The following is a 24,645-nucleotide window of genomic DNA, read 5'->3' as shown; positions in this document are numbered from 1 at the left end:
AGCATGGGACTCGAAGAAAAGCTGCCGAGCGGCTTCCTGCTGACCACCGTCGAGCAGGCCGCGGGGTGGGTGCGCAAGTCGTCCGTCTTTCCCGCCACCTTCGGCCTCGCCTGCTGCGCCATCGAGATGATGACGACAGGGGCGGGCCGCTACGACCTGGCGCGCTTCGGCATGGAGGTCTTCCGCGGCTCGCCGCGGCAGGCCGACCTGATGATCGTCGCCGGGCGTGTCAGCCAGAAGATGGCACCGGTTCTGAGGCAGGTCTACGACCAGATGCCGAACCCCAAGTGGGTGATCTCCATGGGGGTCTGCGCCTCTTCGGGCGGCATGTTCAACAACTACGCGATCGTGCAGGGCGTCGATCACATCGTCCCCGTCGACATCTACCTCCCGGGCTGTCCGCCGCGGCCCGAGATGCTGGTGGACGCGATCCTCAAGCTCCACCAGAAGATCCAGTCCTCGAAGCTCGGCGTGAACGCCGAGGAAGCGGCCCGTGAGGCGGAGGAAGCGGCGCTCAAGGCGCTCCCCACCATCGAGATGAAGGGGCTGCTGCGGTGAGCGACGCGAACGGCAACGGCAAGAACCCGACCGGAGACGGCAAGGGCGGGGGCCCGGCCGGCGACGGCACGAACGGCGCCAACCCCGAGAAGGACCTCGGCGCCTCCAACCTCCCGGGCCAGCGCGGCGACGGCGGCGAGGAGATCCGCGTCCAGCGCGGCATGTTCGGCGCCGACAACGGCGGGGACACCTCCGGATACGGCGGCCTGGTCCGCTCGATCCGCCTCCCCGGCCCGGCCGGCCGGCCGTACGGCGGCTGGTTCGACGAGGTCGCCGACGAACTCGAAGGCGCGCTTGAGGAACAGGGCCTTGTCCCGGAGAACGCGATCGAGAAGACGATCGTCGACCGCGACGAGCTCACCTTCCACGTCGAGCGCGAGCACCTGCTCCAGGTCGCCCGGACCCTGCGCGACGACCCGGCCCTGCGCTTCGAGCTCTGCACCGGCGTGAGCGGAGTGCACTACCCGGCCGACAAGGGCCGCGAGCTGCACGCCGTCTACCACCTGCGCTCGCTCACCCACAACCGGCTGATCCGCCTCGAAGTCAGTGCCCCCGACAGCGACCCGCGCATCCCGTCCCTGGTCACGGTCTATCCGACCAACGACTGGCACGAGCGCGAGACGTACGACTTCTTCGGCATCGTCTTCGAAGGTCACCCGGCGCTGACGCGGATCATGATGCCGGACGACTGGCAGGGCTTCCCGCAGCGCAAGGACTATCCCCTCGGCGGCATCGCCGTCGAGTACAAGGGCGCCCAGATCCCGGCTCCGGACCAGCGGAGGTCGTACTCATGAGCACGCAGTCAACGAGTGCACAGTCAGCGGGCGCGCAGTCGGCGAGCACGCAGTCGGCGTCGGCGCGGGAGACCACCGAGGGCACCGTCTACACGGTCACCGGTGGCGACTGGGACGAGGTCGTGCAGACCGCGGCCAGGGCCGACGACGAGCGCATCGTCGTCAACATGGGCCCCCAGCACCCGTCCACCCACGGCGTGCTCCGGCTCATCCTGGAGATCGAGGGCGAGACGGTCACCGAGGCCCGCTGCGGCATCGGCTACCTGCACACCGGCATCGAGAAGAACCTCGAATACCGGACGTGGACACAGGGCACCACCTTCGTGACGCGCATGGACTACCTGACGTCCTTCTTCAACGAGACCGCGTACTGTCTCGCCGTCGAGAAGCTCCTCGGCATCGAGGACCAGGTCCCGGACCGCGCGACGATCATCCGGGTGCTCCTGATGGAGCTGAACCGGCTCTCCTCGCACCTGGTGTGCATCGCCACCGGCGGTATGGAACTCGGCGCCACCACGATCATGATCTACGGCTTCCGTGATCGTGAACTCATTCTCGACATCTACGAACTCATCACCGGCCTGCGCATGAACCACGCGTTCATCCGGCCCGGCGGCCTCGCCCAGGACCTGCCCCCGGGCGCGGTGGACCACATCCGCGAGTTCGTGAAGAAGATGCGGAAGAACCTTCCCGAGTACGACAAGCTCGCCACCGGGAACCCCATCTTCAAGGCCCGTATGCAGGACGTCGGCCACCTGGACCTGACCGGCTGCATGGCCCTCGGTGCCACAGGGCCGATCCTGCGGTCCGCCGGCCTCCCGCACGACCTGCGCAAGGCCCAGCCGTACTGCGGCTACGAGACGTACGACTTCGACGTCCCGACCACGGACACCGCCGACGCGTACGGGCGCTTCCTCATCCGTCTTGAGGAGATGCGCCAGTCGCTCGCGATCGTCGAGCAGTGCCTGGACCGGCTGCAGCCCGGTCCGGTCATGGTCACCGACAAGAAGATCGCCTGGCCCGCCCAGCTCGCGCTCGGCCCCGACGGCCTCGGCAACTCGCTCGACCACATCAAGAAGATCATGGGCACCTCCATGGAGGCCCTGATCCACCACTTCAAGCTGGTGACCGAGGGCTTCCGCGTCCCGCCGGGACAGGCGTACGCGGCCGTCGAGTCACCCAAGGGGGAACTCGGGGTGCACGTCGTGTCCGACGGCGGCACCCGCCCCTACCGGGTCCACTACCGGGACCCGTCCTTCACCAACCTGCAGGCCATGGCGGCGATGTGCGAGGGCGGCCAGCTCGCCGACGTCATCGTGGCCGTCGCCTCCATCGACCCCGTGATGGGAGGCGTCGACCGGTGACCACCACTCCTTCCCAGCAGGGCGTACAGCCACAGGGCATCAGCTTGGGGATGCCCCAACTGCCTCCGCCGGACTACCCGGACGATGTCCGGGCCCGGCTCGAAGCGGACGCGCGCGACATCATCGCCCGCTACCCGGACTCCCGGTCCGCCCTCCTTCCGCTGCTGCACCTCGTGCAGTCGCAGGAGGGCCATGTCACGCGCACGGGGCAGCGGTTCTGCGCGGAGATCCTCGGCCTCACCACGGCCGAGGTCACCGCGGTCGCCACCTTCTACTCCATGTACCGCCGCAAGCCGAGCGGCGACTACCAGGTGGGCGTCTGCACCAACACGCTGTGCGCCGTCATGGGCGGCGACGCGATCTTCGAAGCCCTCCAGGAGCACCTGGGCGTCGGCAACGGCGAGACCACCGGCGACGGCAAGGTCACCCTGGAGCACATCGAGTGCAACGCGGCCTGCGACTTCGCGCCGGTCGTGATGGTCAACTGGGAGTTCTTCGACAACCAGACCGTGGCGAGCGCGAAGAGCCTCGTCGACGACCTGCGCGCGGGAACACAGGTCGAGCCGACCCGCGGCGCCCCCCTGTGCACGTTCAAGGACACCGCCCGCATCCTGGCGGGCTTCCCCGACGAGCGCCCCGGCGCGGTCGAGGCGAGCGGCGGCGCGGGCCCCGCCTCGCTGGTCGGCCTGCGGCTGGCCAAGGGGGAGACGGGCCCCGCGCGCGTGGTGCATCCGCGCGGGTCCGGCGCTCCCCAGGACAAGCCGCCGCACGACCCGTCTCCGGCCGAGCACCTCAGTTCGCACGACGCACCGCAGGACACGTCGGCCTCCGACCCGGCCAACCCGGCCGGGCCCGCCGCCGAGGAGGGGGAGTGATGACCTTGTCCACTCAGCACGGGAGCACCTCCCGGCCGGAGACCGGCGCTGACCCCGAGAAGGTGCTCGCACCGGTGCTGTCGGCATTCTGGGACGAGGACAAGTCCTGGACGATGGACACCTACCGGCGGCACGACGGGTACGAGGGCCTGCGCAAGGCGCTCGCCATGTCACCGGACGACCTCATCGCCTATGTGAAGGAATCCGGTCTGCGCGGCCGCGGCGGCGCGGGATTCCCCACCGGAATGAAGTGGCAGTTCATTCCCCAGGGTGACGGAAAGCCTCACTATCTAGTTGTCAACGCCGACGAATCGGAGCCGGGGACCTGTAAGGACATCCCGCTCCTCTTCGCGAACCCGCACAGCCTCATCGAGGGCATTGTCATCGCCTGTTACGCGATCCGGTCTTCGCATGCGTTCATCTATCTGCGCGGTGAAGTCGTCCCCGTGCTGCGGCGGTTGCACGAGGCCGTACGCGAGGCCCACGAGGCGGGCTACCTGGGAGAGAACATCCTGGGCAGCGGACTCGATCTCCAGCTCACCGTGCACGCGGGCGCGGGCGCGTACATCTGTGGTGAGGAGACCGCACTCCTCGACTCGCTCGAAGGCCGCCGTGGGCAGCCGCGACTTCGTCCCCCTTTCCCTGCGGTCGCGGGTCTTTACGCCTGTCCCACTGTGGTGAACAACGTCGAGTCGATCGCGTCGGTTCCCGCGATTCTCCACAAGGGCAAGGAATGGTTCCGCTCGATGGGGAGCGAGAAGTCCCCGGGCTTCACGCTCTACTCGCTCAGCGGGCATGTCACCAGCCCCGGCCAGTACGAGGCACCGCTCGGCATCACCCTGCGTCAGCTCCTCGACATGAGCGGCGGCATCCGGGCCGGACACCGCCTCAAGTTCTGGACGCCGGGCGGCTCCTCGACCCCGATGTTCACCGAAGAACACCTCGACGTCCCCCTCGACTACGAAGGAGTGGGCGCCGCGGGTTCCATGCTCGGCACGAAAGCACTCCAGTGCTTCGACGAGACGACCTGCGTCGTGCGGGCCGTCACGCGGTGGACCGAGTTCTACGCCCACGAGTCCTGCGGCAAGTGCACACCGTGCCGCGAAGGCACCTACTGGCTCGTGCAGTTGCTGCGCGACATCGAGGCCGGCAAGGGCGTCATGTCCGACCTCGACAAGCTGAACGACATCGCCGACAACATCAACGGCAAGTCCTTCTGCGCCCTCGGCGACGGCGCCGCCTCACCGATCTTCTCCTCCCTCAAGTACTTCCGCGCGGAGTACGAGGAGCACATCACGGGCCGCGGCTGCCCCTTCGACCCCGCCAGGTCGACGGTCTGGGCCGACAAGGACAAGCACACGGAGGTGAACGCATGACCGTGACCACAAGCGCTCCCTCCGGAGGCGGGGAGGCGGCGGTCCCGCCGGAGGATCTCGTCTCGCTGACCATCGACGGCGCCGAGATCAGCGTGCCCAAGGGCACCCTGGTCATCCGCGCCGCCGAACAGCTCGGCATCGAGATCCCCCGCTTCTGCGACCACCCCCTCCTCGACCCGGCCGGCGCCTGCCGCCAGTGCATCGTCGAGGTCGAGGGCCAGCGCAAGCCCATGGCGTCCTGCACGATCACCTGCACGGACGGGATGGTCGTCAAGACCCATCTCACCTCGCCCGTCGCCGAGAAGGCCCAGAAGGGTGTGATGGAGCTCCTGCTCATCAACCACCCGCTGGACTGCCCCGTCTGCGACAAGGGCGGCGAGTGCCCGCTGCAGAACCAGGCCATGTCGCACGGCCACTCCGAGTCCCGCTTCGAGGGAAAGAAGCGGACGTACGAGAAGCCCGTCCCGATCTCCACCCAGGTGCTGCTCGACCGCGAGCGGTGCGTGCTGTGCGCCCGCTGCACCCGGTTCTCCAACCAGGTCGCGGGCGACCCGATGATCGAACTGATCGAGCGGGGCGCCCTCCAGCAGGTCGGCACCGGTGAGGGCGACCCCTTCGAGTCGTACTTCTCCGGGAACACCATCCAGATCTGCCCGGTCGGAGCGCTCACCTCGGCGGCGTACCGATTCCGCTCGCGGCCCTTCGACCTCGTCTCCTCGCCCTCGGTGTGCGAGCACTGCTCAGGCGGCTGCGCGACCCGCACCGACCACCGGCGCGGCAAGGTCATGCGGCGCATCGCGGCCGACGACCCCGAGGTCAACGAGGAGTGGATGTGCGACAAGGGGCGGTTCGGCTTCCGGTACGCGCAGCAGCGGGACCGGCTGACGACGCCCCTGGTGCGCGGCGGGTCCGGTGAGCTGGAGCCCGCCTCGTGGCCCGAGGCACTTCAGGCGGCGGCCCAGGGACTGCTGGCGGCCCGCTCCCGGGCCGGTGTCCTCACCGGCGGCCGGCTGACCGTCGAGGACGCCTACGCGTACAGCAAGTTCGCGCGCGTGGCCCTCGACACGAACGACATCGACTTCCGCGCGCGCGTGCACAGCGCCGAGGAGGCCGAGTTCCTGGCCGCCCGCGTCGCCGGGCGTGGCCGCGACCTCGACGGTACGGGGGTCACGTACACCGCGCTGGAGAAGGCGCCCGCGGTCCTGCTCGCCGGATTCGAGTCCGAGGAGGAGGCGCCCGGCGTCTTCCTGCGGCTCCGCAAGGCCTGGCGCGGACACGGACAGCGGACCTTCTCGCTGGCCACGCACGCGACCCGCGGACTGGAGAAGGCGGGCGGCACGCTGCTGTCGGCCGCCCCCGGCACCGAGACCGCGTGGCTGGACGCGCTCGCCACCGGCACCGGCCTGGAGGACGACGGGGCGAAGGCCGCCGAGGCACTGCGCCTCGCGGGCGCCGTGATCGTCGTCGGTGAGCGGCTGGCCTCCGTGGCGGGCGGACTCACCGCCGCCGTACGGGCCGCCGCCGCCACCGGCGCCCAGCTGGTGTGGATCCCGCGCAGGGCCGGGGAACGCGGCGCGATCGAGGCGGGGGCGATGCCCTCGCTGCTGCCCGGCGGACGCCCGGCCACCGACCCGCGCGCGCGGGACGAGGTCACCCAGGCCTGGCGGATCGCCGCGCTTCCGCACCGGCACGGCCGCGACACCGGACAGATCGTGGAGGCCGCGGCCACCGGCGAACTCTCCGCGCTCGTCGTGGCGGGCGTCGAGGTCGCCGACCTCCCCGACCCCACGCGCGCGCGTGCCGCACTGTCCGAAGTGGGCTTCCTGGTCTCACTGGAACTGCGTCCCAGTGAGATCACCGAGCACGCGGACGTCGTGTTCCCGGTCGCCGCGGTCGCCGAGAAGGCGGGCACCTTCCTCAACTGGGAGGGCCGGGCACGCCTCTTCGAGGCCGCTCTCAAGCCCGACCAGATGACCCGCCGGGTGGCGCCCACCGACGCGCGCGTCCTGCAGATGCTGGCCGACGCCATGGACGTACACCTGGGACTGCCCGATCTGCGGACCGTGCGCGGAGAGCTGGACCGGCTCGGCGCCTGGGACGGGCCGCGGGCCACCGAGCCGCTGGAGAGCGCGGCGCAGTTGCCGCGGCCCGCCGCCGGGGAGGCCGTGCTCGCCGGGCACCGGCTGCTGCTCGACCAGGGGCGCCTCCAGGAGGGCGACGAGGCGCTCGCCGGGACCCGGCACGCCGCCCACGCGCGCGTGTCGCCCGCCACGGCCGCCGAGGCGGGTGTCAAGGACGGCGACACGCTGGCCGTGACCGGGCCCTTGGGAGCGGTCGAACTCCCGCTGCGGATCACGCAGATGCCCGACCGGGTGGTCTGGCTCCCGCTGAACTCCGCCGGGGGAGGCGTTGCCTCGGACACGGGCGCGGCTCCCGGCGCACTCGTCCGCATCGGACCGGCGACGCTCGCCGGCGAGGCCCCCAAGGAGGTGGAGGCATGACCCCGAACCTCACCGCGCCGGTGTATCTGGCCGCGGAGGACCTCACCATGTTCGGCCGGGACGTCTGGTGGCTGGTCGTCATCAAGGCGGTCTTCTGCTTCGCCTTCCTGATGATCACCGTGCTCTTCTCCATCGTGTGGGAGCGCAAGGTCGTCGCCTGGATGCAGCTGCGCATCGGCCCCAACCGGCACGGCCCCTGGGGCATGCTCCAGTCGCTCGCCGACGGCATCAAGCTGATGCTCAAGGAAGACCTGATCGTCAAGCGCGCGGACAAGGTCGTCTACGTCCTCGCGCCGATCATCGCGGCGATCCCGGCCTTCATGGCGATCGCCGTGATCCCCTTCGGGCCGGCCGGCAACGAGGTCTCGATCCTCGGCCAGCGCACCACGATGCAGCTCACCGACCTGCCGATCGCGATGCTCTACATCCTCGCGGTCGCCTCGGTGGGGATCTACGGCATCGTGCTCGCGGGCTGGTCCTCCGGGTCGACGTATCCGCTGCTCGGCGGCCTGCGCTCGTGCGCGCAGATGATCTCCTACGAGATCGCCATGGGCGCCGCGTTCGCGTCGGTGTTCCTGTACTCCGGCTCGATGTCGACCTCGGAGATCGTCGCCCAGCAGCAGGACCGCTGGTACATCCTCCTGCTGCCGGTGTCGTTCCTGATCTACATCGTGACGATGATCGGCGAGACCAACCGCGCCCCCTTCGACATGCCGGAGTCCGAGGGCGACCTGGTCGGCGGCTTCAACACCGAGTACTCGTCCATCAAGTTCGCGCTGTTCATGCTCGCCGAGTACGTGAACATGGTGACCGTCTCGGCGGTCTCCGTGACGCTCTTCCTGGGCGGCTGGCGGGCCCCCTGGCCGATCAGCACCTTCTGGGAGGGCGCCAACCACGGCTGGTGGCCGATGCTGTGGTTCGTCATCAAGGTGCAGCTGCTGCTGTTCTTCTTCATCTGGCTGCGCGGCACCCTGCCCCGCGTCCGCTACGACCAGCTGATGAAGCTCGGCTGGAAGGTCCTGATCCCGGTCTCCGTGGTCTGGCTGATGCTCGTCGCGACCGTACGGACCCTGCGCAACGAGAACTACGACTTCGCCGACATCGCCCTGTACGTGGGCGGCGGTGTCCTCGTCCTGCTGCTGCTCTCGTTCGTCGTCGACATGTTCCGCGAACGCAAGGACGCCGAGAGCGCCCGGGAGGCGCCGGACGAACCCGTCGCCTTCGACCCGATGGCGGGCGGATATCCCGTGCCGCCGCTGCCCGGACAGGAGTTGCCGCCGGTGCCCCGGCGCCGCCCGCGCCGGGAGCGGGAGCTGATTGTCAGTGGTGGCGTGAATACTGACAGTGACGGATCCGATGGACCTCGTGACGGAAAGGAGGCGTCCGATGGCTGATGAGCAGAAGGAGACCAAACCCGGTTTCCAGAATCCCGTCGCAGGCTTCGGCGTGACCTTCAAGGCCATGTTCAAGAAGCGGCTGACCGAGCAGTATCCGGAGCAGCAGAAGACCACCGCACCGCGCTTCCACGGCCGGCACCAGCTCAATCGCCATCCGGACGGCCTGGAGAAGTGCATCGGCTGCGAGCTGTGCGCCTGGGCGTGTCCCGCGGACGCCATCTATGTGGAGGGCGCGGAGAACACCGAGGAGGAGCGCTACTCCCCGGGCGAGCGGTACGGACGCGTCTACCAGATCAACTACGCGCGCTGCATCCTGTGCGGCCTGTGCATCGAGGCGTGCCCCACGCGCGCGCTGACGATGACCAACGAGTTCGAGCTGGCCGACAGCAGCCGCGCCAACCTCATCTACACCAAGGAGCAGCTGCTCGCCGGCCTGGAGGAGGGCATGGTCGAGTCGCCGCACTCGATCTTCCCGGGCACGGACGAGCAGGACTACTACCGGGGGCTGGTCACCGAGGCCGCGCCCGGTACGGAGACCCAGGTCGCCGTCTCCAAGGGCGAGGTGCCGCAGGAGGCCGCGTCGACCTTCGGCGAGGGCGAGCCGGCGTCGGAGCAGGTGATCGGCCGATGACCGCCCCACTCGCCGCCCACGCAGGCTCCCTTGCGGCCTACTCGACCTCCACAGGCGAGGCCTTCCAGTTCTGGATCCTCGGTACCGTCGCCGTGATCGGCGCCCTGTGCACCGTCTTCATGAAGAAGTCCGTGCACAGCGCGCTCTGCCTCGCCGGAACCATGATCATCCTGGCGGTGTTCTACCTCGCCAACGGCGCGTACTTCCTGGGCATCGTGCAGGTCGTCGTCTACACCGGCGCGATCATGATGCTGTTCCTCTTCGTGGTCATGCTCGTCGGTGTCACCGCGGCGGACTCGCTGAAGGAGACCATCAAGGGCCAGCGCTGGCTGGCCCTCCTGTGCGGCCTCGGCTTCGGCATCCTGCTGTGCGCGGGCATCGGCAACGCGTCGCTGACCGAGTTCGAGGGCCTGGCCCAGGCCAACGCCGGCGGCAATGTGGAAGGGCTGGCCGCCCTCATCTTCACGAAGTACGTCTTCGCCTTCGAGATCACCGGCGCACTGCTCATCACGGCCGCCGTCGGCGCCATGGTGCTCACCCACCGCGAGCGCACCGAGCGGGCCAAGACCCAGCGTGAGCTGGCCGAGGAACGCGTACGGGCGAACAAGCAGCTTCCGCCGCTGCCCGCACCCGGTGTGTACGCCCGGCACAACGCGGTGGACATCGCCGGTCTCCTCCCGGACGGCACCCCGTCCGAACTGACCGTCATCAGCACGCTGCGCGAGCGCGGCCAGATCCGCGATGTGTCGGACCAGGCCATCAAGGACCTGAAGGCGCTCGAACAGCGTTCCGGGGAGCGGCTCGGCCGTGAAGGCCGCGAAGAGGAGGCCGCGAAGTGAACCCCGTCAACTACCTGTACCTCGCCGCCCTGTTGTTCACAATCGGCGCCTCAGGTGTCCTGATCAGGCGGAACGCGATCGTGGTGTTCATGTGCATCGAGCTGATGCTCAACGCCTGCAACCTCGCGTTCGTCGCCTTCTCCCGTATGCACGGCAATCTCGACGGCCAGATCATCGCCTTCTTCACGATGGTCGTCGCCGCCGCGGAGGTCGTGGTCGGGCTCGCGATCATCGTGTCGCTGTTCCGTTCCCGCCACTCGGCCTCGGTCGACGACGCCAGCCTGATGAAGCTGTAAGGGGTCGCTGGAATCGTGGAGAATCTGATTGCGCTGCTGGTGGCAGCGCCTCTGCTCGGAGCGGTCGTACTGCTGTGCGGCGGCAGGCGGCTCGATGCCGTCGGCCACTGGATCGGCACGGCCCTCGCGTCCGCCTCCTTCGTGATCGGCGCGATCCTCTTCGCCGACATGCTGGGCAGGGACGAGGAGCACCGGGCCCTCGCGCAGCACCTGTTCAGCTGGATCCCCGTCGAGGGCTTCCAGGCGGACGTCGCCTTCCAGCTCGACCAGCTGTCGATGACGTTCGTGCTGCTGATCACCGGCGTCGGCTCGCTCATCCATGTGTACTCGATCGGGTACATGGAGCACGACGAGCGCCGCCGCCGCTTCTTCGGCTATCTGAACCTGTTCCTCGCGGCGATGCTGCTGCTCGTCCTCGCCGACAACTACCTGCTGCTGTACGTCGGCTGGGAGGGCGTGGGCCTCGCCTCGTACCTGCTCATCGGCTTCTGGCAGCACAAGCCCAGTGCCGCGACCGCCGCGAAGAAGGCCTTCCTGGTCAACCGCGTCGGCGACATGGGCCTCTCGATCGCCATCATGCTGATGTTCACCACCTTCGGGACCTTCGCCTTCGGGCCGGTCCTGGAGGCCACCAACGAGACGGGCGAGGGCAAGCTCACCGCCATCGGGCTCATGCTGCTGCTCGCCGCGTGCGGCAAGTCCGCCCAGGTGCCGCTGCAGTCCTGGCTCGGGGACGCGATGGAGGGCCCGACCCCGGTCTCGGCCCTCATCCACGCCGCGACCATGGTGACCGCGGGTGTGTACCTGATCGTCCGCTCCGGGGCGATCTTCAACGCCGCGCCGGACGCCCAGCTGGTCACCACCGTCGTCGGAGCGGTCACGCTTCTCTTCGGTGCGATCGTCGGTTGCGCCAAGGACGACATCAAGAAGGCGCTCGCCGGTTCGACCATGTCGCAGATCGGCTACATGATCCTCGCGGCGGGCCTCGGCCCGATCGGGTACGTCTTCGCGATCATGCACTTGGTGACGCACGGCTTCTTCAAGGCCGGGCTCTTCCTCGGCGCCGGTTCGGTCATGCACGGCATGAACGACGAGGTCGACATGCGGAAGTACGGCGGCCTGCGCAAGCACATGCCGGTCACCTTCGTGACCTTCGGCCTCGGCTACCTCGCCATCATCGGTTTCCCGGGCCTGTCCGGTTTCTTCTCCAAGGACAAGATCATCGAGGCCGCCTTCGCCAAGGGCGGCACCGAGGGCTGGATCCTCGGCGGCGTGGCCCTGCTGGGAGCGGCCCTCACCGCGTTCTACATGACGCGCGTGATGCTGATGACGTTCTTCGGAGAGGAGCGTTGGAGGAACCGACCCACCGCTTCCCCGGCCGAGTCGGACGTGGAACCGGCCGCCGAGCACCAGGGCGCACATGCGGAACCGCATCCGCACGAGTCGCCGAAGTCCATGACGATCCCCATGATCGTGCTGGCCTTCGGATCGGTCTTCGCGGGTGGCTTCTTCGGCATCGGCGACCGCTTCCTGCACTGGCTGGAGCCCGTCACCGAGCACGCGCACGGACACCCGCCGATCGGCGCGACCACCGTCACCCTCTCCACCATGGTCGTGCTCGTCATCGGCGTCGGCCTCGCCTACCTCCAGTACGGGCGCCGTCCCGTCCCAGTCGTCGCCCCGCGCGGCTCCCTGCTCACCAGGGCCGCCCGGCGCGACCTCCTCCAGGACGACTTCAACCACGTCGTCCTGGTGCGCGGCGGCGAGCACCTCACGCGCTCCCTGGTGTACGTCGACCACACCCTGGTCGACGGGGTCGTCAACGGCACGGCGGCCTCGATGGGCGGTCTGTCCGGACGGCTCCGCAAGCTGCAGAACGGCTACGCGCGCTCGTACGCCGTCTCGATGTTCGGCGGTGCGGCGATCCTCATCGCCGCGACCCTGCTGATGAGGGCGGTCTGATACCGATGTCCTTTCCTCTGCTGACAGCGACGGCGCTGCTCCCGGCGATCGGGGCGATCGCCACGGCCGCCGTGCCGGCCGCCCGCCGCACTGCGGCCAAATGGCTGGCGCTGCTCGTCTCGCTCGCCACCCTGGCCCTCGCCGTCGTCGTCCTGGTCCGCTTCGACCCCGACGGCGACCGCTACCAGCTCACCGAATCGCACTCCTGGATCAAGGACTTCGGGGTGCGTTACGAGCTGGGCGTGGACGGCATCGCGGTGGCGCTGATCGCGCTGACCGCCCTGCTGATCCCGTTCATCATCCTCGCGGGCTGGCACGACGCCGACCCGCTGGAGACCCACAGCAGCCGGTGGCGGCCGACCCAGGGCTTCTTCGCCCTGATCCTCGGCGTCGAGGCGATGGTGATCATCTCCTTCGAAGCCACCGACGTCTTCCTCTTCTACATCTTCTTCGAAGCCATGCTCATCCCGATGTACTTCCTCATCGGCGGCTTCGGGGACCGCGCCCACGCGGGCTCGGACGAACACGCGGCGGCACAGCGTTCGTACGCCGCCGTGAAGTTCCTCCTCTACAACCTGGCCGGCGGCCTGATCATGCTGGCCGCCGTGATCGGCCTCTACGTGGTGGCGGGGAACTTCTCGCTCCAGGAGATCGCCGAGGCCCGGGCCAACGGCTCGCTGGACATGGCGACCAACACCGAACGATGGCTGTTCCTGGGCTTCTTCCTCGCCTTCGCGGTGAAGGCGCCCCTGTGGCCGCTCCACACCTGGCTGCCCAACGCCATGGGGGAGTCCACCGCCCCGGTCGCCGTACTGATCACCGCGGTGGTCGACAAGGTCGGCACCTTCGCGATGCTCCGCTACTGCCTCCAGCTCTTCCCGGAGGCCTCGAAGTGGGCGACGCCCGCGATCCTCGTCCTCGCCCTGATCAGCATCATCTACGGGGCGCTGCTCGCGGTCGGCCAGCGGGACATCAAGCGTCTGGTGGCGTACGCGTCGATCTCCCACTTCGGGTTCATCATCATGGGCATCTTCGCGATGACCAGCCAGGGGCAGTCGGGCGCGACGCTCTACATGGTCAACCACGGGATCTCGACCGCCGCGCTGATGCTGGTGGCCGGGTTCCTGATCACACGGCGCGGCTCGCGTCTGATCGCCGACTACGGAGGGGTGCAGAAAGTCGCCCCGGTGCTCGCGGGCACCTTCCTGATCGGCAGCCTGGCGACGCTGTCGTTGCCGGGGCTCGCGCCGTTCGTGAGTGAGTTCCTGGTCCTGGTGGGCACCTTCGCGCGCTACCCGGTGATCGGGATCATCGCCACCTTCGGCATCGTCCTCGCCGCGCTCTACACGCTCGTCCTCTACCAGCGGACGATGACGGGCCCGGTGAAGCCCGAGGTCTCGGCCATGCCCGACCTCAGGGTGCGGGAGCTCGCGGTGGTCGCCCCGCTGATCGCCCTGTTGATCTTCCTCGGCGTCTACCCGAAGCCCCTCACCGACATCGTCAACCCGGCGGTCGAACAGACCATGTCCGACGTACACAAGAAGGACCCCAAGCCCGAGGTGGAGGCCGCCAAGTGAGCGCAACAGCCGTCCACAGCCTGTGGACAACGGCGGCCGATCCGATCCAGAGGATCGACGCGCCGAACATCGAGTACGGGCAGCTGTCGCCCACCCTGATCGTCATCGGAGCGGCGGTCATCGGCATCCTGGTCGAGGCCTTCGTGCCCCGCAGGTCCCGCTACTACGTGCAGATCTTCGTGTCCGTCGTCGCTCTCGCCGCCGCGTTCGCCGCGGTGGTCGCCCTCGCGGCGAGCGGATACGGCACCACGAAGGCCGGTATCGCCGCGATGGGCGCCGTCGCGGTCGACGGGCCCGCGCTCTTCCTTCAGGGCGTCATCCTGCTGGCCGGCGTACTGGGCGTGTTCACGTTCGCCGAACGGCGACTCGATCCCGTGGCACACGGCAACCGCGTCGACTCGTTCGCCGCACAGGCAGCCTCCGTGCCGGGCAGCGACAGCGAGAAGGCCGCGGTCAAGGCGGGATTCACCACCACGGAGGTGTTCCCGCTGCTGCTCTTCGCCATCGGCGGCATGCTCGTCTTCCCGGCGGCGAACGACCTGCTGACCCTCTTCATCGCGCTGGAGGTCTTCTCGCTGCCGCTCTACCTGCTGTGCGCCGTGGCCCGCCGCAAGCGGATCATGTCGCAGGAGGCCGCGGTCAAGTACTTCCTGCTCGGCGCGTTCGCCTCCGCGTTCACCCTCTTCGGCATCGCCCTGCTCTACGGCTACGCCGGCTCCGTGTCGTACGCGACGATCGCACAGGTCGTCGACGGCACGGTCGAGACGGTGAACCCGGCGCTCGCCGACACCATGGGCAATGACGCGCTGCTGCTCATCGGCGCCGCGATGGTCGTCATGGGCCTGCTGTTCAAGGTCGGCGCCGTGCCGTTCCACATGTGGACCCCGGACGTCTACCAGGGCGCGCCGACCCCGGTGACCGGCTTCATGGCCGCCGCCACCAAGGTGGCCGCCTTCGGCGCGCTGCTGCGACTGCTGTACGTCGTCCTGCCGGGCCTGCGCTGGGACTGGCGGCCGGTGATGATGGGCGTCGCGGTCGTCACCATGCTGGGCGGTGCGATCGTCGCGATCACCCAGACCGACATCAAACGGCTCCTCGCGTACTCGTCGATCGCGCACGCGGGATTCATCCTCGCGGGTGTCATCGCGATGACACCGGACGGTGTGTCGTCGGTGCTCTTCTATCTGGGCGCCTACTCGTTCGTGACGATCGGCGCGTTCGCGGTGGTCACCCTCGTCCGCGACGCGGGCGGTGAGGCCACGCACCTGTCCAAGTGGGCCGGCCTGGGACGCAGGTCACCACTGGTGGCGGCCGTGTTCGCCGTCTACCTGCTGGCTTTCGCGGGCATCCCGCTGACCTCCGGCTTCGCGGGCAAGTTCGCCGTGTTCAAGGCGGCGGCCGAGGGCGGCGCGGGCGCGCTGGTCGTGGTCGGTGTGATCTCGTCGGCCATCGCGGCGTTCTTCTACATCCGCGTGATCGTGCTGATGTTCTTCAGCGAGCCGCGTCCTGAGGGGCCCACGGTCGCCGTGCCGTCGCCCCTGACGATGACGGCCATCGCGGTGGGCGTGGCGGTCACGCTGGTACTCGGTGTGGCGCCACAGTACTTCCTCGACCTGGCGGGGCAGGCGGGCGTCTTCGTCCGCTGAGGGCCTGGTGAGTCGTGGGCCCCGGTTCCGTACGGAACCGGGGCCCACGCCGTTCGCCGGGACGGTTCGGCATGCGCGTTCCGCAGATACTCGGTCGCAGCCTGTGGATAACTCCGATGCTGTCGGTGCGGACCCCTATCGTGGACGCAGTGGTCGAGGTGCGACATACGGGGGACGGGACGATGGGCGGGACGGGTGTGATGACAGAGGTGGCGGAGAGCGAAGCGCTCGCAACGCTCCACAGGGTCTTCGGTTACGAGGCCTTCCGAGGTGAGCAGGAAGCCGTCATCGAGCATGTGGTGAGCGGCGGGGACGCGGTCGTCCTCATGCCCACGGGCGGCGGAAAGTCGCTCTGCTACCAGATTCCGGCCCTGGTCAGACCCGGCACGGGTGTGGTGGTCTCCCCGCTCATCGCGCTGATGCAGGACCAGGTGGACGCGCTGCGGGCGCTCGGCGTGCGCGCCGGGTTCATGAACTCCACGCAGAACTTCGACGAGCGGCGCACGGTCGAGGCCGAGTTCCTCGCGGGCGAGCTCGACCTGATCTACCTCGCGCCGGAGCGACTGCGCCTGGAGTCCACCCTCGACCTCCTCAAGCGCGGCAACATCTCCGTCTTCGCCATCGACGAGGCGCACTGCGTGTCCCAGTGGGGTCACGACTTCCGCCCCGACTACCTCTCGCTCTCCCTGCTGGGCGAGCGCTGGCCGGACGTACCGCGCATCGCGCTGACCGCGACGGCCACGCACGCGACGCACCGGGAGATCACCGAGCGGCTGGGCATGCCGGACGCCCGCCACTTCGAGGCCAGTTTCGACCGGCCCAACATCCAGTACCGGATCGTGCCGAAGGCCGACCCCAAGAAGCAGTTGCTGGCCTTCCTCCAGGAGGAGCACGCGGGCGACGCGGGCATCGTGTACTGCCTGTCGCGCAACTCGGTCGAGAAGACGGCCGAGTTCCTCGCCCGCAACGGCATCGCGGCGGTGCCCTACCACGCGGGCCTCGACTCGGGCATGCGCGCCGCCCACCAGTCGCGGTTCCTGCGCGAGGACGGTCTGGTGGTGTGCGCGACCATCGCCTTCGGCATGGGCATCGACAAGCCGGACGTCCGGTTCGTCGCTCACCTGGACCTGCCCAAGTCCGTTGAGGGCTACTACCAGGAGACGGGCCGCGCGGGCCGCGACGGAATGCCGTCCACGGCCTGGATGGCCTACGGCCTCAACGACGTCATACAGCAGCGCAAGATGATCCAGTCGAGCGAGGGCGACGAGGCGTTCCGCCGCCGGGCGGCCGCGCATCTCGAAGCGATGCTCGCGCTGTGCGAGACCGCCCAGTGCCGGCGCGGCCAGCTGCTCGCCTACTTCGGCCAGGACGACGTGGCGGAGGCGTGCGGGAACTGCGACACCTGCCTGGCCCCGCCCGAGACCTGGGACGGCACGGTCGCGGCCCAGAAGGTGCTGTCCACCGTGGTGCGGCTGCAGCGCGAGCGGGGGCAGAAGTTCGGGGCCATCCAGATCGTCGACATCCTGCTCGGGCGCAAGACGGCCAAGGTCATCCAGTTCGACCACGACCAGCTGTCCGTCTTCGGTATCGGCGAGGAGCTGGACGAGGGCGCGTGGCGCGGTGTCGTCCGGCAGATGCTGGCCCAGGGCCTCCTCGCGGTCGAGGGCGCGTACGGGACGCTGGTACTGACCGAGGCGAGCGAGACCGTGCTGCGGCGCGAGCGGGAGGTACCGCTGCGCAAGGAGCAGCCGAAGCCGGTGTCCTCGCGGGGCTCCGCCGCCTCGTCCGGTTCCGGCCGGGCCGAGCGCAAGGCCAAGGCGGCGGCCGCGGCGGCCGAGATGCCCTCCGAACTGCTCCCCGCCTTCGAGGCCCTGCGCACCTGGCGTGCCGGGCAGGCCAAGGAGCAGGGAGTCCCGGCGTACGTCATCTTCCACGACGCGACCCTGCGGGAGATCGCCACGCTGTGGCCCGCCTCCGTCCCGGAGCTGGGCGGCATCAGTGGCATCGGCGAGAAGAAACTCGCGACGTACGGAGAGGGCGTGGTCGGGGTCCTCGCCGCCCTGGAACGGCCCACCGTGGCACCGAAGGGTTCGGGGAGCGGCGACGGCCCGGCCCCTGAACCGAGGCCGCAACACCGAAGCACCGGCGACCCGGACCTGCACTGGCCGGAGATGGAACCGGAACCGGAACCGGAGGACTGGATGTAGGGGGCGCCCCCCAGGGGCGCGGGGAACTGCGCGCTCAGCCCTCACGGGCCCGCACCTGACACACGGCCGCAAGCCTCAAGCCCTCCCAGGGGCGCGGGGAACTGCGCGGCAAGCCCCCACCGGCCTGCGGCTCAGCACACCCCCGTGTCAGTGAACCCCGGTGCCGGCGCACCCCACCGGGGCGACCGCCCGCAGGCGACCGCCCGCAGGCGAACGGCTAGGCGCCCGGCGTGACGCGCCCGGTCACCTCACCGAGACCCACCCGCGTGCCGTGCGGCCCCGGCGCCCACGCGGTCAGCGTCACGACATCCCCGTCCTCCAGGAACGTCCGCTTGCCGAAGGGAAGTTCAAGAGCGTCCCGACCGTTCCAGGTCAGTTCCAGAAGCGAGCCAAGCTCCCTGCCGGAGGCCCCGCTCACGGTCCCCGACCCGTACAGATCGCCCGTACGCAGCGAGGCCCCGTTCACGGTCATGTGGGCCAACTGCTGGGCAGCCGTCCAGTACATCGTGGAGAACGGCGGCTCGGACACCACATGCCCGTTGACGGCGACGGAGATGCGCAGGTCGTAGCCGCCCGGGTCCTCCGAGGCGTCCCCGGATGTGTCGTCCAGGTAGGGGAGGAGAGGGTGCGTGCGCGCCGGAGGCGCGACCCGGGCGTCCTCCAGCGCGTCGAGCGGCGTGATCCAGGCCGACACCGACGTGGCGAAGGACTTGCCGAGGAAGGGTCCGAGAGGAACGTACTCCCAGGCCTGGAGGTCGCGCGCGGACCAGTCGTTGAGGAGGCAGAGCCCGAAGACGTGGTCGCGGAAGTCGCCCAGCGGCACCGGCGTGCCCATCGGGGAGGGCGTGCCGACGACGAAGCCGACCTCCGCCTCGATGTCCAGCCGGACGGACGGGCCGAAGACCGGCGCCGGGTCCGCCGGGGCCTTGCGCTGGCCCGCGGGGCGTACGACGTCGGTCCCGGAGACCACCACCGTGCCCGACCGGCCGTGGTAACCGATGGGCAGATGCTTCCAGTTCGGGGTGAGGGAGTCCTCGGCGTCGGGTCGGAAGATCTGGCCGACGTTACGGGCGTGGTTCTCGGAGGCGTAGAAGTCGACGTAGTCGGCGACCTCGAAGGGGAGATGGAGGGTCACCTCGGAGAGGGGGTGGATCAGGGGGGCGACGGTCTCGCGGTGGGCGGGCACCGTCACCCAGGCGGTCAGCGCCCGCCGGACGTCCGACCACGCCGTGCGCCCGGCCGCGAGCAGCGGGTTGAGCGTGGGACGGGCGAGCAGGGCGGCGTACGGGGAGCCCAGTTCCACCGCGGCGGCCCCCGCGTCCAGAACGTGGTCGCCCAGCCGGACGCCCACACTCCGGCGACCGGGGCCGCCCGAAGAGCTGTCCGAAGAGCCGTCCGGAGAGCCGTCCGGAGAGTTGTTCAGGGAGAAGACGCCGTACGGAAGATTGTGCGGGCCGAAGGGATCGCCCTCGGGGACATCGAAGGGGGGCATGGGGTGCTGCCTCGCTTTCCGTGTGGGTGGAGCACACGTTACGGGGAGGCGCCGCCCGTGGGGAGTGTCTCATTGCCTGATCGGCCAGCAGGGACTGCACGGGCTCCATGGAGCGTGGAGCGTGTAGCACGGAGTACCGAGACTGGAGGTGGCGCCTCCGGAGTCGTACCGGGAGTGGTTCCGGCAGCGGTTCGGGCAGGTGACTGATCGTGGTCGGCGTGGGCCGGCCCGCCCTGGAGGTGGCGGCGCTCGCCGCCGAGACGGGCGCACAGGTGCGCGTGGTGGCGCGCGGAAAGGGGTCTGTCGACTTCGGCGCGCCCCCGTGGCAGCAGCCATTGCTGCAGGCCGGGTCACCCTTCGGCCGGACCTGGTCGTTGTGGGCCCTCACCTACCACCCGCGCCCGTACCGTCATCTGCCCTCGGGAGGCGGCCACTCCCTCGCCCGCGCCACCAAGGAAGCGGCCGAGCGGCCGACCCGCACCGTCCGGACCCGCACCGTCCGGACCTTCGGTGGCCGCGTCGAGAACTGTGCGCGGACCGCATCGTCACCGCCACCGGCTACCGCGTCGACCCCGCCGCGACGGACTTACTCGGCCATGAGCTGCGGCACGGCCGGCTCGTACGGTCCGGTGATGCGGTTCGTGTGCGGGACGGCGTTCGCCCCGCCACGGCTGGTTCGGCATCCGGCGGCACGGCACCGCTGAACTCGGGGGCGCGAACGCACTCGGTGGGAGCGCGCGGGCGCACGCGGGCGGTCGGGAAGGGGGCGTGAATCGGGTCGGCGGAGTGGCCGATATGTCATGGGATCGGCCTGAACTCCAGGGGTCTGCAGGGGCCTGCGATGACGCGTGGGGTGGTCGAGGTGCCGGACGACGTCCGGTTCCCGTCGAGTCGCTGGGGGATTCGATCCGTATTCTCTGATCATGGCCCCACCGATTGCATATTCACTCATCGCCACTGACCTGGACGGGACGCTGCTGCGCGGCGACGACACCTTCTCGGACCGGTCGCGCGCGGCGCTGGCGATGGCGGTCGGGGCAGGCGCCCGACACCTCGTGGTGACGGGGCGCCCCGCCCCGCGCGTACGGCCGCTGCTGGACGAACTCGGCAGCCAGGGTCTCGCGGTGTGCGGACAGGGCGCGCAGTTGTACGACGCCGGCGCGGACCGCATGGTGTGGTCCGTCACGCTCGAACGAGAGCTGGCCGAGGTGGCTCTCGGCAAGATCGAGGCGGAGGTCGGCGAGGTGTACGCGGCCGTCGACCAGGACGGGGTCGACGGTCTCACGCTCATCGAGCCGGGTTACGAGATGCCCCACCCGACGCTTCCGGCGGTACGGGTGCTGCGGCGCGACGACCTCTGGAATCAGCCCATCAGCAAGGTGCTGCTGCGTCATCCCCTGCTCTCCGACGACGAGTTGGCGTCCGCCGCCCGTGGAGCGGTCGGTTCCCTCGCCACCGTGACGATGTCAGGGCCCGGCACCGTCGAACTCCAGCCATGCGGCATCACGAAGGCGACGGGCCTCGCGCTCGCCGCCGCCCGGCTGGGCCTCACGTCGGCGCAGACCATCGCCTTCGGAGACATGCCGAACGACATCCCCATGTTCGACTGGGCCGCGCGCGGGGTCGCGATGGCCAACGCGCATCCCGAACTCAAGTCCGTGGCCGACGAGATCACTCTCTCGAACGAGGACGACGGTATCGCGGTGGTCCTGGAGCGCATGTTCCCCACCGACCGGACCGACCGGACCGACCGGACCGACCGGACCGACCGGACCGACCGGACCGACCGGGGGACGGGCCCCCGGGTCGGCCGACGGGTCGGTCAGTAGGCGCCGAAGACGTTGTCGATCGAGCCGTAGCGCGCGGCGGCGTAGTTGCACGCCGCCGTGATGTTGGCGACCGGGTCGAACGGGTCCAGCGACGTACCGGTCACGTGGTACGCCGAGAAGGTCGGGTCGATGACCTGCAGAAGCCCCTTCGACGGCGTACCGGCGACCGCGTTGGAGTCCCAGTTGTTCATGGCCTGCGGATTGCCCGACGACTCGCGGATGATGTTGCGGTAGATGCCGTCGTAGGTGCCCGGTATGCCCTGCTGGGCCATGACGTCCAGGGACTGCTTGATCCAGCCGTCGAGGTCGTCCGTGTAGGTCGTCGCGGAGGCCGGGGTGACGGCGGAGGCCGTGGACGCCTTGGACGTCGTGGCTGCCTTGGCGGTCTTGGCGGTCTTGGCCGAGGTCTGGCCGTTCTTCGTGCCCACGGTGAGCTTGAGGCCCGGCCGGATGACCGCCGGGTCGTCGCCGATGACCGCGCGGTTGGCCTTGTAGAGCTTCTTCCAGTCGCCCGTGGTGTGCGACTTGGCGATCTTGGTCAGGGTGTCGCCCTCGACCACCTTGTAGGTGACCAGCGAGACCTGCGGGACCGCGTTCGGGGCGGCCTGGGCGCCGGTGGCCCCCACGAGGGGGAGCGCGAGTGCGGCTCCGCCCGTCCCGGCGGCGACGATGCCACGGGTGAGGGCGCTGTTTCTGGGGCGGCGGTGCTTGCCTCGTGCGGGCATGGCGAATTCCTCTCCGGCGCCTGCGAGGTGAGCTGTCGGGTTCGGGCGGGAGATGCCCGGCCGCGTGGTGGGCGCGACTTGACCCCTAGCCGTTCCGATATCCGGACCGGCGGCTTACCTGGGTCCCCCGCTCCTGCCGTACGCGAGTGAATGGGTGACTGGGATTTCCGGGCGGCGGCAGGATTAGGCGTTCCGTCCGGAGTGACGTGAACGTATGCGAGAGCACATGTTGTGAACAAGCCCCGAATTCGCACAGCGACGGCCATGAACTGCCTTGTCGGACGAATATCGCTTGATCAAAACGGAAGGCAAAGTTCAACTTGGCTTCTGTAAAGGGAAATCGACCGGCTCGACAAAACGATCACTTCGGGTGGGCGTGACCCAATTCACTGGCACCGGTGCCCGATGTCCATAAAAAAGGTGATACGCAGCGTTCTGCGAGTGCCGCCATGTCGGATGCCGGGTAGCCGGATACCGGATGCCGGGTACCGGTCGCCGTGGGTGGTTGCAGGAGTACGCGAACCCGTCCCGACTCATCCCGCCGTGCGCGGAATGCGTTTCTCCCAGGTGCGGTGGAACACCACTTCGTCGCCGTCCTTGCAGATCACTTCGTTCGCCGTGATGAAGTCCGTCTCGTCGCAACTGATTTCGGAGCGCGTCTCGACGCTCGCGTCCCACGGCATGTCCGGCCGGTGCAGCCGGACGGACCAGTCGGACCGCGTGCGTGCCGACAACGGGTCGGACTCATTGATCGTGTACGTCTCCAACGCGTCCTCGGTGAATTCGAGGCCGTCCGGATAGACGCGGGTGCCGCCGTACCGCGGATCGACTTCCAGGCGCCATTCACCCTTGGCCACATCGCGGACCACGAGGCGTTCTGGGCGCGGCTCGTCCAGTGTGGCGGGGAAGTTCACGCCCAGCGGAGCCGACTGTTCCGGTTCCTCGAACACGATGGAGGGGTCCGACTCCTGTGCGCGGAGCGGGAGTTCCAGCGCGCTCCCCGACGGAGTGAGGGTGAAGCCCGCCTCCGAGCCAGGCTGGGGCCAGATCCACGGCCAGTACGCGGAGGAGACCGCGAGCCGGATGCGATGGCCCGGAGGGAAGGCGTGGCCGATGCCGTTCAGCTCGAAAAGCACCTCCTCCGTAGAGCCCGGTTTCCAGAGAACCACCTGGTCACGACCGTGACGGGCTGTCAGGTTCAGGACGCCTCGGGTGACCAGGGTCGAGGAGCCGTCGGGGGCCACGTCGCACAGACGGGCCACTACTTGTCCACGCATCACCGGCGAGGTGAGCCTCAGGCGCACGCGCGGGCGGCCCAGTACCCAGGTCTCTTCCTGGACGTCGAACTCGAAGCACACCGACCGCGCGTCCTCCTCCCGCTGGTCCGGCGGCAGGTCCGCCTCGTTGCCGAAGGGGAAGAAGCGGCCGGCGTCCAGCCCGGTGTGCTGGGGGGAGCGCACCACCACAGGAGCACCCTGGAGCGCGTACGGGACGTGGGCGACCAGGGGAGAGGGCCAGGCGGGGTCACCGACCCAGCGGCCGGGCAGCACCGGGTACACCGTCGCGGGAGGGTGCGAGTCGCTGACGTACGAGCGCAGGAGCGGTTCGGACATCACCCCGGTGCCGGTGCCGGTGCCGGTGCCGGAGCCGGTGCCGACTCCGGTTTCGGTGTCCTTCAGCCAGTGGTCCCACCAGCGCAGCGTCTCCTGAAGGAAGCCGATCGCCGGTCCCGGCGGCAGTCCCCGGTCGGGGTACTGGTGCGACCAGGGCCCGATCAGGCCCCGTACGCGGTCCGGCGGGAGGTGTTCCACGAGCCGCAGCACGGTGTCCCGGTACGGGTCGTGCCAGCCGCCGACCGCGAGCACGGCCGCGCGGATCGCCGAGTAGTCCTCGCACACGCTGCCGTGGCGCCACTGCTCGTCCCTCGTCTGGTGGGCGAGCCAGGTGTGCAGGAACGGATCGACCGACTCCAGTCGTTCCACCCACAGGTCGCGCCAGGACTCGCCCACGTAGGCCGGATCCGGTGGGCGCGACACGAACGCGAGCATGGTCGCCGCCCACGCGTGCATGTCGACGGCGAGTACGGAACCACCCATGTAGTGCACGTCGTTGTCGTAGCGGTCGTCCGACGAGCAGACCGTGACGACCGCCTTGAGCGGCTCGGGCGCGAGAGCCGCGATCTGGAGGGAGTTGAAGCCGCCCCAGGAGATGCCGAACATGCCGACCCTGCCGGAGCACCAGGGCTGTGCGGCGAGCCAGTCGACGACCTCGACCCCGTCGGCCAGCTCCGTCGTCGCGTACTCGTCGCCCGGCAGGCCCTCGGAGTTGCCGTGTCCGCGCACGTCCACGCGCACGGAGGCGTAGCCGTGGCCCGCGTACCAGGGGTGGCGCTGCCAGTCGCGCGGGGCGGTCCAGTCGGTCAGCCGGTACGGGAGATATTCGAGCAGGGCCGGTACGGGTTCGTCGGTGAGCGGACGCCACACGCGCGCGTAGAGCTTGGTTCCGTCCGTGAGGGGAACGCGGATGTCCTCGTGAAACGTCTCGTAGGGGAAGGACGTACGGATGCGCATGGGTGT

At 69.4% G+C, this 24,645-nt stretch carries 19 protein-coding genes and 1 riboswitch; of the genes, 16 read left to right on the top strand and 3 right to left on the bottom strand.

Annotation, left to right across the window (positions count from 1 at the left end; genetic code table 11):
• Positions 1-3 precede the first annotated feature (3 nt).
• From ACIOKD_RS16925 to recQ, 14 genes are all read left to right on the top strand, one after another.
• Complete coding sequence (locus ACIOKD_RS16925; RefSeq protein ID WP_307523713.1) at positions 4-558, top strand: NADH-quinone oxidoreductase subunit B family protein; 555 nt, start codon at positions 4-6, stop codon at positions 556-558.
• The gene (locus ACIOKD_RS16920) at positions 555-1,352 is read left to right on the top strand and encodes an NADH-quinone oxidoreductase subunit C (RefSeq protein ID WP_402084021.1); all 798 of its coding nucleotides are present in this window, start codon (positions 555-557) and stop codon (positions 1,350-1,352) included. Before ACIOKD_RS16925 ends, ACIOKD_RS16920 begins: the two co-directional genes overlap by 4 nt.
• Entirely contained in the window at positions 1,349-2,716 is a 1,368-nt protein-coding gene (locus ACIOKD_RS16915; protein WP_402084019.1) for an NADH-quinone oxidoreductase subunit D, read from the top strand. The genes ACIOKD_RS16920 and ACIOKD_RS16915 overlap by 4 nt, the downstream gene beginning before the upstream one ends.
• Positions 2,713-3,591 carry an NADH-quinone oxidoreductase subunit NuoE gene (gene nuoE / locus ACIOKD_RS16910; protein ID WP_402084016.1) on the top strand — a complete coding sequence of 293 codons (879 nt, stop codon included), beginning with the start codon at positions 2,713-2,715 and terminating at the stop codon, positions 3,589-3,591. Before ACIOKD_RS16915 ends, nuoE begins: the two co-directional genes overlap by 4 nt.
• Positions 3,591-4,967, top strand: coding sequence for an NADH-quinone oxidoreductase subunit NuoF (nuoF, locus tag ACIOKD_RS16905; protein WP_402084015.1), 1,377 nt, complete (start codon positions 3,591-3,593; stop codon positions 4,965-4,967). The genes nuoE and nuoF overlap by 1 nt, the downstream gene beginning before the upstream one ends.
• Positions 4,964-7,468 carry an NADH-quinone oxidoreductase subunit G gene (locus tag ACIOKD_RS16900; protein ID WP_402084012.1) on the top strand — a complete coding sequence of 835 codons (2,505 nt, stop codon included), beginning with the start codon at positions 4,964-4,966 and terminating at the stop codon, positions 7,466-7,468. Before nuoF ends, ACIOKD_RS16900 begins: the two co-directional genes overlap by 4 nt.
• A complete protein-coding gene (nuoH, locus tag ACIOKD_RS16895) occupies positions 7,465-8,862 on the top strand; it encodes an NADH-quinone oxidoreductase subunit NuoH (protein WP_402084010.1) in 1,398 nt (465 codons plus the stop codon). The genes ACIOKD_RS16900 and nuoH overlap by 4 nt, the downstream gene beginning before the upstream one ends.
• A complete protein-coding gene (gene nuoI / locus ACIOKD_RS16890) occupies positions 8,855-9,496 on the top strand; it encodes an NADH-quinone oxidoreductase subunit NuoI (protein ID WP_402084007.1) in 642 nt (213 codons plus the stop codon). Before nuoH ends, nuoI begins: the two co-directional genes overlap by 8 nt.
• A complete protein-coding gene (locus tag ACIOKD_RS16885; protein WP_402084004.1) occupies positions 9,493-10,335 on the top strand; it encodes an NADH-quinone oxidoreductase subunit J in 843 nt (280 codons plus the stop codon). Before nuoI ends, ACIOKD_RS16885 begins: the two co-directional genes overlap by 4 nt.
• A complete protein-coding gene (nuoK, locus tag ACIOKD_RS16880) occupies positions 10,332-10,631 on the top strand; it encodes an NADH-quinone oxidoreductase subunit NuoK (RefSeq protein WP_069171239.1) in 300 nt (99 codons plus the stop codon). Before ACIOKD_RS16885 ends, nuoK begins: the two co-directional genes overlap by 4 nt.
• Positions 10,632-10,646: 15 nt before the next feature.
• Positions 10,647-12,593 (top strand): NADH-quinone oxidoreductase subunit L, encoded by a 1,947-nt coding sequence (nuoL, locus tag ACIOKD_RS16875; RefSeq protein WP_402084000.1) that lies wholly within the window; start codon positions 10,647-10,649, stop codon positions 12,591-12,593.
• A gap of 5 nt (positions 12,594-12,598) precedes the next feature.
• Entirely contained in the window at positions 12,599-14,170 is a 1,572-nt protein-coding gene (locus ACIOKD_RS16870) for an NADH-quinone oxidoreductase subunit M (protein ID WP_402083997.1), read from the top strand.
• Positions 14,167-15,816 (top strand): NADH-quinone oxidoreductase subunit NuoN, encoded by a 1,650-nt coding sequence (gene nuoN, locus ACIOKD_RS16865; RefSeq protein ID WP_402083995.1) that lies wholly within the window; start codon positions 14,167-14,169, stop codon positions 15,814-15,816. The genes ACIOKD_RS16870 and nuoN overlap by 4 nt, the downstream gene beginning before the upstream one ends.
• Positions 15,817-15,998: 182 nt before the next feature.
• Positions 15,999-18,023, top strand: coding sequence for a DNA helicase RecQ (recQ, locus tag ACIOKD_RS16860; RefSeq protein ID WP_402084342.1), 2,025 nt, complete (start codon positions 15,999-16,001; stop codon positions 18,021-18,023).
• Between the two features lie 217 nt (positions 18,024-18,240).
• Here recQ and fahA read toward each other — a convergent pair whose 3' ends face one another.
• On the bottom strand, positions 18,241-19,515 hold the full coding sequence (fahA, locus tag ACIOKD_RS16855) for a fumarylacetoacetase (protein WP_402083993.1): 1,275 nt from the start codon (positions 19,513-19,515) through the stop codon (positions 18,241-18,243).
• A 209-nt stretch (positions 19,516-19,724) separates the two neighbouring features.
• On the opposite strand from fahA, the gene ACIOKD_RS16850 reads away from it, so the two are divergent.
• Positions 19,725-20,219, top strand: a complete 495-nt coding sequence (locus ACIOKD_RS16850) for a hypothetical protein (protein WP_402083991.1) — start codon at positions 19,725-19,727, stop codon at positions 20,217-20,219.
• A gap of 219 nt (positions 20,220-20,438) precedes the next feature.
• Positions 20,439-21,344 carry an HAD family hydrolase gene (locus ACIOKD_RS16845; protein WP_402083989.1) on the top strand — a complete coding sequence of 302 codons (906 nt, stop codon included), beginning with the start codon at positions 20,439-20,441 and terminating at the stop codon, positions 21,342-21,344.
• Here the strand turns inward: ACIOKD_RS16845 and ACIOKD_RS16840 are convergent.
• The gene (locus ACIOKD_RS16840) at positions 21,338-22,069 is read right to left on the bottom strand and encodes a transglycosylase SLT domain-containing protein (protein WP_402083987.1); all 732 of its coding nucleotides are present in this window, start codon (positions 22,067-22,069) and stop codon (positions 21,338-21,340) included. The two genes, ACIOKD_RS16845 and ACIOKD_RS16840, sit on opposite strands and share 7 nt — an antisense overlap.
• 4 nt (positions 22,070-22,073) lie before the next feature.
• Positions 22,074-22,236: riboswitch (cyclic di-AMP (ydaO/yuaA leader) on the bottom strand.
• A 366-nt stretch (positions 22,237-22,602) separates the two neighbouring features.
• A complete protein-coding gene (locus ACIOKD_RS16835) occupies positions 22,603-24,639 on the bottom strand; it encodes a CocE/NonD family hydrolase (protein ID WP_402083985.1) in 2,037 nt (678 codons plus the stop codon).
• Between the last annotated feature and the right edge of the window lie 6 nt (positions 24,640-24,645).

The organism is Streptomyces sp. NPDC087844 (assembly GCF_044742785.1).
In the GTDB taxonomy this organism is placed as follows: Bacteria; Actinomycetota; Actinomycetes; order Streptomycetales; family Streptomycetaceae; genus Streptomyces.
The sequence above is the reverse complement of the archived record's forward strand: the minus strand, read 5'-3'. Positions and strand labels throughout refer to the sequence as shown.

Bases quoted from the DNA above. Each gene is read 5' to 3' on its own strand.
- ACIOKD_RS16925 (WP_307523713.1), top strand. From the start codon at position 4: ATGGGACTCGAAGAAAAGCTGCCGAGCGGCTTCCTGCTGACCACCGTC.
- ACIOKD_RS16915 (WP_402084019.1), top strand. From the start codon at position 1,349: ATGAGCACGCAGTCAACGAGTGCACAGTCAGCGGGCGCGCAGTCGGCG.
- nuoF (WP_402084015.1), top strand. From the start codon at position 3,591: ATGACCTTGTCCACTCAGCACGGGAGCACCTCCCGGCCGGAGACCGGC.
- ACIOKD_RS16900 (WP_402084012.1), top strand. From the start codon at position 4,964: ATGACCGTGACCACAAGCGCTCCCTCCGGAGGCGGGGAGGCGGCGGTC.
- nuoH (WP_402084010.1), top strand. From the start codon at position 7,465: ATGACCCCGAACCTCACCGCGCCGGTGTATCTGGCCGCGGAGGACCTC.
- nuoI (WP_402084007.1), top strand. From the start codon at position 8,855: ATGGCTGATGAGCAGAAGGAGACCAAACCCGGTTTCCAGAATCCCGTC.
- ACIOKD_RS16885 (WP_402084004.1), top strand. From the start codon at position 9,493: ATGACCGCCCCACTCGCCGCCCACGCAGGCTCCCTTGCGGCCTACTCG.
- ACIOKD_RS16870 (WP_402083997.1), top strand. From the start codon at position 12,599: ATGTCCTTTCCTCTGCTGACAGCGACGGCGCTGCTCCCGGCGATCGGG.
- recQ (WP_402084342.1), top strand. From the start codon at position 15,999: ATGGGCGGGACGGGTGTGATGACAGAGGTGGCGGAGAGCGAAGCGCTC.
- fahA (WP_402083993.1), bottom strand. From the start codon at position 19,515: ATGCCCCCCTTCGATGTCCCCGAGGGCGATCCCTTCGGCCCGCACAAT.
- ACIOKD_RS16845 (WP_402083989.1), top strand. From the start codon at position 20,439: ATGGCCCCACCGATTGCATATTCACTCATCGCCACTGACCTGGACGGG.
- ACIOKD_RS16840 (WP_402083987.1), bottom strand. From the start codon at position 22,069: ATGCCCGCACGAGGCAAGCACCGCCGCCCCAGAAACAGCGCCCTCACC.
- ACIOKD_RS16835 (WP_402083985.1), bottom strand. From the start codon at position 24,639: ATGCGCATCCGTACGTCCTTCCCCTACGAGACGTTTCACGAGGACATC.